Origin of the sequence: Burkholderia sp. Ac-20353 (genome assembly GCF_017104785.1) — a bacterium.
Taxonomy (GTDB): Bacteria; Pseudomonadota; Gammaproteobacteria; order Burkholderiales; family Burkholderiaceae; genus Burkholderia.
Genome location: NZ_JAAGPL010000300.1, coordinates 1 through 7,329 on the forward strand (window position 1 = coordinate 1; position 7,329 = coordinate 7,329).

Here is a 7,329-nt window from a genome sequence, read left to right on the forward strand (position 1 = left end):
CGCGGCGGGCGGCAGCCTGATGAGCGCGGGCGCAAATGCGGCGGGCAGCACCGCGGGCGCAGCCGGCTCGCTGCTGGCGAACGGCGCGAACGCGACGGCCACGGTCGTCAATTCGGTCGGCACGGCCGTCGGCACGGCGCTCGGATCGACGCCGAGCCTGTCGGTAACGCCGCACTCGAGCGGCGGCTCGCCGAACAACCCGCTCGCACCGGTGTCGTCGCTGATCACGACGCTGACGGGCGCACTGCCGAAGTAACACAGCCGGACGGCGCGCGGCGGGTGCATGTCGCCCGCCGCACGTCACCGGTCACGCCAGGCGGCATGACAGCGATGTCATGCCGCCTTTTTTCATGCGACCCCGTTCCCGCGCGTGCCGAAAACGCGGTGCCCGCGTTGCCAAACTGCCGCCGCGCGCGAAGTGCATGTTCGCGCCGGAATAATCGGGCGCGGTCGTCCGTTTATCTACCAAGTCACGGCGCGGCCGCGCGGCGGGATAATTTCCACGACGAAGTTGATCGTCCCGAAGTTGATTGTCCCGGCGTTGAGCGTCCCGTTTCGCGACGGCGGCGTCCGCACCCGGCGACGCCGCGCGCGCCGCGACGCCACGCGAAGGAGGACGGGAATGAAACGGATGCTGCTCGTCGCCGCACTGACGGTCGGGGCGTCGTTGCCCGCGGCCGCGGAGCCGCCGCAGGTCAGCGGCGGGAAGCTGGTCGACGAAGACCACATGACGTTGTACACGTTCGATCACGACGCGCGCGGCAAGAGCATGTGCGACAGCGCGTGCACGGCCAGCTGGCCGCCGGCGGTCGCCGACGCGTACGACAAGGCGTCGGGCGCGTGGAGCCTCGTGAAGCGCGACGACGGCAAGATGCAATGGGCCTACAACGGGCACCCGCTGTACCGCTGGAAGATGGACCGCAAGGCCGGCGACGCGGGCGGCGACGGCATGGGCGGCATGTGGCACGTCGCGCGGCCGTGACGGTGCGGCGGCGCACGGGGCATCCGGATGAGCTACGAATCCGACCTGCTGGTGTGGCTGCCGCGCCTCAAGCGGTACGCGCGCGCATTGACGGGCGACCCGGCGTGGGCCGACGATCTCGTGCAGGACACGCTCGAGCGCGCGCTGAACAAGCCGCCGCGCGTCGACGGCAATCTGTGCGCATGGCTGCTGACGCTGCTGCGGCACCGCTTCATCGACCAGCTGCGCGCGCGGCGCGAGATCGCGGTCGATGACGCGACCGCGCCGTGGCAGACGATGGCCGCGCCCGCGGGCGAGATCAGCGGGCTGTTGTTGCGCGACGTGCAGCGCGCGCTGTACCGGCTGCCCGTCGAGCAGCGCGAGGTGCTGCTGCTGGTCGCGCTCGAGGAGTTGAGCTACCAGGAAGCCGCGCAGGTGCTGGCGGTGCCGGTGGGCACGGTAATGTCGCGGCTCGCGCGGGCGCGCGAGCACATGCGCGCGCTGCTGTCGGACGAGCCGTCCGCCGGCCGCGGCGCGGCGCTACGGGTGATCAGGAAGGCATGATGGACGATTCGCGCAAGCCCTCGAACGAGTACGACGCCGATGTGTCGGCCCAGCTGCTGTCCGCGTTGCTGGACGGCGAGCTGTCCGGGCCGGAGCGGCGCGAGGTGCTCGAACGCCTGCAGGCGAATCCGGAGGATGCCGAACGACTCGCGCATTACCGCGCGCAACGCGCCGCGCTGCAGGCGCTGTTTCCGCTGCCGGGCGCCGCACCGGCGCTGTTCGTGCAGCGCCGCGCGTCGTGGCGGCGCAGCGTCGCAGTCGGGGTTGGCGCGCTGGCGGCCGGGCTCATGCTCGGCATCGCGCTGCATGCCGGCTGGACGGCGTTCGGCGGAGCGGGAGCGCCTGCGTTTGCCGCGCACGCGGATGTCGCGTACGCGCTATACGCATCCGATCGCCAGCATCCGGTCGAGCTCGACGCGAGCGAGCCCGAGCGACTCGCCGCCTGGCTGTCGGCGCGGGTCGGCCGGTCGGTGCGCGCGCCGTCGCTCGCCGAATACGGCTATGCGCTGATCGGCGGACGGCTGCTGCCGGGCGAGTCGGGGCCGGCCGCGCAGTTCATGTACCAGCGTGTGGACGGCCGGCGCGTGACGCTGTACGTGACCGCGTACGCCGAGCGCAGCGTGACGCCGCGCGCGCTGATCGACGATGGCCGCCGCACGTATTTCTGGTCGGATCGCGGGATGGGCTATGCGCTGTCCGGCCGCGGCGACGAGCCGCGCCTGCGCGAGATCGCGATGGACGCGTGCGGTGCGCTCGGCGGTTCGACGGACGCGTGGAAGGGATGACGCCCCGCGCACCCGCGGGAACGGAGGATGCGATGAGGCTGCTGGCCCGGATCCTGTTGATGTTGGTGCTGGCGGTGGGCGCGGCCAACGCTAACCCCGGCACCGCCGCCGCTGACGCGCCGGTGCGCGTGCCGGTCGATGCGGATGGCGTGCAGCGAGTCGCGATCGTCGGCGGCAGCTATTTCTTTCGCCCGGACCACTTGATCGTGAAGGCCGGTGTGCCGGTCGAGCTGACCGTGTCGGCCGAGGCGGGGCTCGTGCCGCACAGCTTCGTGATCGATGCGCCGCAGGCCGGCATCGCGGTACGCACCGAACTGAGCACGACGCCGAAGACGCTCCGCTTCACGGCGACGCAGCCCGGCCGCTTCGCCTACTATTGCACGCATCGGCTGCTGTTCTTCAAGAGCCATCGCGAGCGCGGCATGGAAGGCGTGCTGGAGGTCGAGGGGGCGCCGTGATTGCCGCCTGGCTGGCCGCCGCGCTGATTGGAGCGAGCATGACATCGGATCCCGTGACCGTCGCGCAGGAACACTTCGAACACGCGAGCTCGTACCGCGCGACGATCCGCTCGTCGCCGCGGCAGGGCGAGCCGACCGAGATCCATTACGCGTACCGCAAGCCCGGCTACATCCGGATGGATTTCGTCGCGCCGCATCGCGGCGCGGTGCTCGTCTACGACCCGGTGAAACGCAAGGTGCGGGTGCGGCCGTTCGGCGCGCACATGCCGCCCGCATTGTCGCTGTCGCCGACCAATCCGCTCGTGGTCGACCCGCACGGGCACCGGGTCGACCAGTCCGACGTCGGCGAGCTGCTGCGCAACGTCCGTGCGCTGCAGGTGGGCGGTGTGACGGTGATGCTGGGCGAGGAGGTGGTCGGCGGCCGGACTGCGCTGCGCGTGTCCGTGACCGGCGCGCCCGCGCACGACATTGCGGGCGTGCATCGCTACCAGCTCTGGCTGGATACGGACGACGGCTTTCCGCTGAAGGTGGTCAGTTTCGCGGACGGCGACGACCGGCCGCTCGAGACCGTGACGCTCGACGACGTCGAGATCGACGTCGCGTTCCCCGATCACTTCTTCGAACCCTGAAGCGCGGGAGGCCGCATGGCGGAGTACCGGTTTGCGACGACGTGGCGGGTGGACGCGCCGCTCGCGGCGGTGTGGAACGCGATCTACCAGGCCGACATGTGGCCGGACTGGTGGAAGGGCGCCGAGCGCACCGTCGAGCTCGAGCGCGGCGACGTACACGGCGTCGGCGCGCTGCACCGCTATACGTGGAAGGGCGCGCTGCCTTACCGGCTGAGCTTCGACATGCGCATCGTGCGCGTCGAGCCGATGCACGCGCTCGAAGGCCGCGCGAGCGGTGCGGTCGAGGGCGACGGCTGCTGGACGTTCTCCGACGACGGCGAGCGCACGGTCGTTCGCTATGCGTGGCACATCCGCACGCACGTGCGCTGGATGAACTGGCTCGAGCCGCTCGCGCGGCCGCTGTTCAAATGGAACCATGACGTCGTGATGCGCGCCGGCGCGCGCGGGCTCGCGCAACTGCTCGGCGCCTGCGTCGAAGCGGACGGCCGCTCGTTCGCGCCGCTCGCCGGCGCGGGCTACGCCGGTACGCCGGACGGGCGCGGGTGAGCGGGTGAGTGAGTGGGTAAAGCCGGCCGCGCGACGCTGCACCCGCTTAGCCCTATGCGGACCAACCCTGTCGGCGAATCCCTACACGACGCACCGCAAAAATATGACGTGAAGATCAGCGTCAGACGATTTGAATCCTGCCTGCCGTCGTCGATACTTTCGTCACAACAAACGTTTTCCGTGTTTCGTCCGGCGTGATCGAACCCGTTCCGAGAAGGGTGTCGATACCCACGCGGCGGACGCCTCCGTGCCCGGTTCCACGTACGAACGCCGCATGAGGCTTGAGTGGCTGGATGCTCCCTTGTCGAACCAGCAGCTCCAATTCCGGCATCACACCAACGGAGGCCATCATGAGCCGCGCGGCACGAGACCTGATCGAACTGCAACGCCTTGCCCGCAATGGCGCAGGCGCATTGACCCAGCATCTTCTGCGAGAACTCGCGAAGAACCTGATCGCCGCGGGCGTGACCGACGCACGCGGCGGATGTTGAACGCACTGCACGGCACGTGGTGCATCGATGACGCGCGGCAGGCCGGCAAAATGCGCCGGCCGAATGCGACGGCCGAACGCGACGGCCCCCTGGCTGAACGGAGAAAAGACGTGAACCGACACGAAACGCTGGACGCGATCCGGGATATCAACCTGTCGTACCTGATGCTCGCGCAGCGCCTGCTGCACGACGATCGCGCGGCTGGCATGTTCCGGCTCGGGCTGACGGCGGCGCTCGCCGACTTGCTGTCGTCGCTGACGCTCGCGCAGACGACGCGGCTCGCCGCGTGCGACCAGTTGCTGTGCGCGTTCCGGTTCAACGATCACACGATGCTGTCCGCGCTTGCCGGTTCGCCGAAGCACGCGGACGTGTCGCACACGCATGCGGCGATCCTGCTCGCGGGTCAGCCGGCCGCGCAGTTCGCGTGACGGCGGCGGCGATGTCGAAGGCGAGCCTCATTGAATACGCGCGGGAAGTGTCGCGCGCGGTCGACCTGATCGAGCTCGGCGCGCGCATGCAGCTGCTTGAAGCCGAGCTCACGCTGTCGCGCGACCGCCTGATCCGCCTGTACCGCGAGGTGAAGGGCGCGTCGCCGCCGAAGGGCATGCTGCCGTCGTCGGCCGACTGGTACATGACGTGGCAGGCGAACATCCACGCATCGCTGTTCTACAACACGTACGTGTTCCTGAAGGACGAGGCGTGTTGCTCGCATCTCGATGCGCTGACGAAAGGGTATCGGCTGTACCGCGAGCACTGCGTGCATTCGGGGATGGACGTGCAGCTCGACCTGACGCGCGCATGGACGCTCGTGCGCTTCTTCAACGGCGGCATGCTGCAGATGACGCAGTGCCACCGCTGCCGCGGCAAGTTCGTCGGGCACAAGTACGAACTGCACGGCCGCAAGGCATGCGCGATCTGCCAGCCGCCCGCGCGCGCGGGCAAGACGGCGAAGCAGGCGATGCACTGACGCGTGTCGTCGAGTCGGTGCCCGTGCGCCGCGAATCGAATGTCAGCGCGCGTACGCCATCACTGCGCCGTCGACCGAAATCACGACGTGCTCGCCGACGGCCGGGCAGCGATGTCCGGGCACCCGTACACGCACGAGCGTGTCGGGCGCATCAGCGACGCGGACGAATACGTCGGCATCCTGACCGCCGAATTGCGCCGATTCGACGCGCGCCGCATGGCCGCGCGATCCGTGCGCCTGCGCGGCTGGAACCACCTGAATCTGCTCGGGCCGCAGCATTGCATCGGCCGGACCGTCGGGCACGGGTGCGACGAGCGGCAGCTCGCCGAGCGCGCAGCCGATGCGGCCGTCGCGCACGTGCCCCGCGAGCAGCACCGCCTGACCGACGAACGACGCGACGTCGCGCGTGACGGGCTGCCGGTACAGCGTCTGCGGCGCGGCGGTCTGCACGAGGCGGCCTTGCCACAGCACCGCGACTTCGTCGCCGAGCGTCATCGCTTCGGGCTGGTCGTGCGTGACGAGTACCGAGGTCGCGCCCGCCGCGGCGAGCGCGGCCGAGACTGCGCTGCGGGTTTCGTGGCGCAGCGACGTGTCGAGCGCCGAGAACGGTTCGTCGAGGATCACGAGCGACGGCTCGGGCGCGAGCGCGCGCGCCAGCGCGACGCGCTGCTGCTGCCCGCCGGACAGCTGCTGCGGCGCACGGTTTGCATACGACGCGGGCAGGCCGACCATCTCGAGCAGTTCGTCGACGCGGTGATGCCGGCGCCGCGCGGCGCGCGACAGGCCGAATGCGATGTTGTCCGCGACCGACAGGTGCGGAAACAGCGCGCCTTCCTGCGGCACATAGCCGATCCGGCGCTGTTCGGGCGCGACGTGCGTGTCGGGGGACGCGACGCAGCGTCCGTCGATCTCGACCGTCCCGCGTTCCGCGCGTTCGAAGCCGCACAGGATCCGCAGCAACGTGGTCTTGCCGCTGCCGGACGGGCCGAGCAGCGCGACCAGCGTGCCCCGCCGGACCGTCAGGTCGATGTCGTGCAGCACCGCATGCGTGCCGAAGGACTTGGAAAGGCCGCGGAGCAGAAGTTCGCTCATAGTTCGCTTATGGATCGATCCGAAAGTGGAGGCCGGACGTGCGGCTCACGCGCGCACGGAGGCACGGCCAAGTAGCAGGAACAGCACGGCGGATGCGCCGAGCGACAGCGCGACCAATAGCGCCGCATACGGCGCGGCGGCCGCGAACGCGAGCTGCGACGTGTCGCTCCACACCTGGGTGGCGAGCGTGCGCGTGCCGGTTGGCGACAGCAGCAGCGTCGCGTTCAGTTCGGTGACGACCGAGATGAACACCATCGTCGCCGCCGCGCCGAGGCCCGGCGCGACGAGCGGCAGCACGACGCGCGTGAAGGTCCGCCACCAGCCGAGCCCGAGCGAGCGGGCGGTTTCCTCGAGCCGCGTCTGTACGTGCAGCAACGCCGCGCGTGCGGCGACCACCGCGAGCGGCAGGAACAGGATCGCGTACGCACCGATCAGCATCGGCGAGCTCTGGTACAGCGGTTCGAGCAAGCGCACGGTCAGCGACACGAGCGCCAGCGCGATCACGATGCTCGGCACGCCCTGCGCAGTCATCACGACGCGCTCGAATGCGGTCGCGACGCGGCCCGGGAAGCGCACGAGCACGAATGCGATCGGCAGCGCGAGCAGCGTCGTCAGCGCGGCGGCCGCGAGGCCGTAGCCGGCGGACGCGAGCGACGCGTGCCACAGCAGCTCGGGCGACACGTCGGTGGGCGTCACTGCCGCCGCGCCTTGCTGCGTGAGCCAGTAGCCGATCGTCGCGAGCGGCACGCCGAGCGTCGCGGCCGCAAGCGCGACGAAGGCCGCGACCACGCCGCTGCGCCACGCGCCGAGTTCGTAGCGCAGCGCGGCGCGCCGTG

12 protein-coding genes and 1 pseudogene are annotated in these 7,329 nt (G+C 70.3%); 10 read left to right on the forward strand and 3 right to left on the reverse strand.

Annotated elements, in window-relative coordinates; all coding sequences use genetic code 11:
* From G3N94_RS38485 to G3N94_RS38515, 7 genes and pseudogenes are all read left to right on the forward strand, one after another.
* Positions 1-256: pseudogene (locus G3N94_RS38485) on the forward strand (hypothetical protein); the annotation flags it as partial.
* A 366-nt stretch (positions 257-622) separates the two neighbouring features.
* Positions 623-982, forward strand: coding sequence for a hypothetical protein (locus G3N94_RS38490; RefSeq protein WP_205799443.1), 360 nt, complete (start codon positions 623-625; stop codon positions 980-982).
* Positions 983-1,009: 27 nt separating this feature from the next.
* Complete coding sequence (locus G3N94_RS38495; RefSeq protein ID WP_205799444.1) at positions 1,010-1,525, forward strand: sigma-70 family RNA polymerase sigma factor; 516 nt, start codon at positions 1,010-1,012, stop codon at positions 1,523-1,525.
* The gene (locus G3N94_RS38500; protein WP_205799445.1) at positions 1,522-2,310 is read left to right on the forward strand and encodes an anti-sigma factor; all 789 of its coding nucleotides are present in this window, start codon (positions 1,522-1,524) and stop codon (positions 2,308-2,310) included. Before G3N94_RS38495 ends, G3N94_RS38500 begins: the two co-directional genes overlap by 4 nt.
* 59 nt (positions 2,311-2,369) lie before the next feature.
* Complete coding sequence (locus G3N94_RS38505) at positions 2,370-2,768, forward strand: quinol oxidase (RefSeq protein ID WP_241022318.1); 399 nt, start codon at positions 2,370-2,372, stop codon at positions 2,766-2,768.
* Complete coding sequence (locus tag G3N94_RS38510) at positions 2,765-3,397, forward strand: DUF1571 domain-containing protein (protein ID WP_205799447.1); 633 nt, start codon at positions 2,765-2,767, stop codon at positions 3,395-3,397. The genes G3N94_RS38505 and G3N94_RS38510 overlap by 4 nt, the downstream gene beginning before the upstream one ends.
* Positions 3,398-3,412: 15 nt before the next feature.
* Entirely contained in the window at positions 3,413-3,943 is a 531-nt protein-coding gene (locus G3N94_RS38515; protein ID WP_205799448.1) for an SRPBCC family protein, read from the forward strand.
* Positions 3,944-4,064: 121 nt separating this feature from the next.
* Here the strand turns inward: G3N94_RS38515 and G3N94_RS38520 are convergent, their stop codons facing one another.
* Entirely contained in the window at positions 4,065-4,295 is a 231-nt protein-coding gene (locus tag G3N94_RS38520; protein WP_205799449.1) for a hypothetical protein, read from the reverse strand.
* Between G3N94_RS38520 and G3N94_RS38525 the strand changes: the two genes are divergently transcribed.
* The 3 genes from G3N94_RS38525 to flhC all read left to right on the forward strand — a co-directional run bounded on the left by G3N94_RS38525 (position 4,294) and on the right by flhC (position 5,401).
* Positions 4,294-4,434 (forward strand): hypothetical protein, encoded by a 141-nt coding sequence (locus G3N94_RS38525; RefSeq protein WP_124600224.1) that lies wholly within the window; start codon positions 4,294-4,296, stop codon positions 4,432-4,434. The genes G3N94_RS38520 and G3N94_RS38525 overlap by 2 nt on opposite strands.
* Positions 4,435-4,544: 110 nt before the next feature.
* Positions 4,545-4,862 (forward strand): flagellar transcriptional regulator FlhD, encoded by a 318-nt coding sequence (gene flhD, locus G3N94_RS38530; protein WP_205799450.1) that lies wholly within the window; start codon positions 4,545-4,547, stop codon positions 4,860-4,862.
* An 11-nt stretch (positions 4,863-4,873) separates the two neighbouring features.
* Positions 4,874-5,401 (forward strand): flagellar transcriptional regulator FlhC, encoded by a 528-nt coding sequence (gene flhC, locus G3N94_RS38535; protein WP_205799451.1) that lies wholly within the window; start codon positions 4,874-4,876, stop codon positions 5,399-5,401.
* Positions 5,402-5,443: 42 nt separating this feature from the next.
* On the opposite strand, the gene G3N94_RS38540 is transcribed toward flhC, so the two are convergent.
* Positions 5,444-6,493 (reverse strand): ABC transporter ATP-binding protein, encoded by a 1,050-nt coding sequence (locus G3N94_RS38540; protein WP_205799452.1) that lies wholly within the window; start codon positions 6,491-6,493, stop codon positions 5,444-5,446.
* 45 nt (positions 6,494-6,538) lie between these two features.
* A partial coding sequence (locus tag G3N94_RS38545; protein ID WP_205799453.1) for an ABC transporter permease subunit occupies positions 6,539-7,329 on the reverse strand: 791 nt, incomplete at its 5' end.

What these genes read in the sequence shown, in the direction of transcription:
- G3N94_RS38495 (WP_205799444.1), top strand. Translation starts at nt 1,010, where the DNA reads ATGAGCTACGAATCCGACCTGCTGGTGTGGCTGCCGCGCCTCAAGCGG.
- G3N94_RS38525 (WP_124600224.1), top strand. Translation starts at nt 4,294, where the DNA reads ATGAGCCGCGCGGCACGAGACCTGATCGAACTGCAACGCCTTGCCCGC.
- G3N94_RS38515 (WP_205799448.1), top strand. Translation starts at nt 3,413, where the DNA reads ATGGCGGAGTACCGGTTTGCGACGACGTGGCGGGTGGACGCGCCGCTC.
- G3N94_RS38540 (WP_205799452.1), bottom strand. Translation starts at nt 6,493, where the DNA reads ATGAGCGAACTTCTGCTCCGCGGCCTTTCCAAGTCCTTCGGCACGCAT.
- flhC (WP_205799451.1), top strand. Translation starts at nt 4,874, where the DNA reads ATGTCGAAGGCGAGCCTCATTGAATACGCGCGGGAAGTGTCGCGCGCG.
- G3N94_RS38490 (WP_205799443.1), top strand. Translation starts at nt 623, where the DNA reads ATGAAACGGATGCTGCTCGTCGCCGCACTGACGGTCGGGGCGTCGTTG.
- G3N94_RS38500 (WP_205799445.1), top strand. Translation starts at nt 1,522, where the DNA reads ATGATGGACGATTCGCGCAAGCCCTCGAACGAGTACGACGCCGATGTG.
- G3N94_RS38520 (WP_205799449.1), bottom strand. Translation starts at nt 4,295, where the DNA reads ATGATGGCCTCCGTTGGTGTGATGCCGGAATTGGAGCTGCTGGTTCGA.
- G3N94_RS38505 (WP_241022318.1), top strand. Translation starts at nt 2,370, where the DNA reads ATGTTGGTGCTGGCGGTGGGCGCGGCCAACGCTAACCCCGGCACCGCC.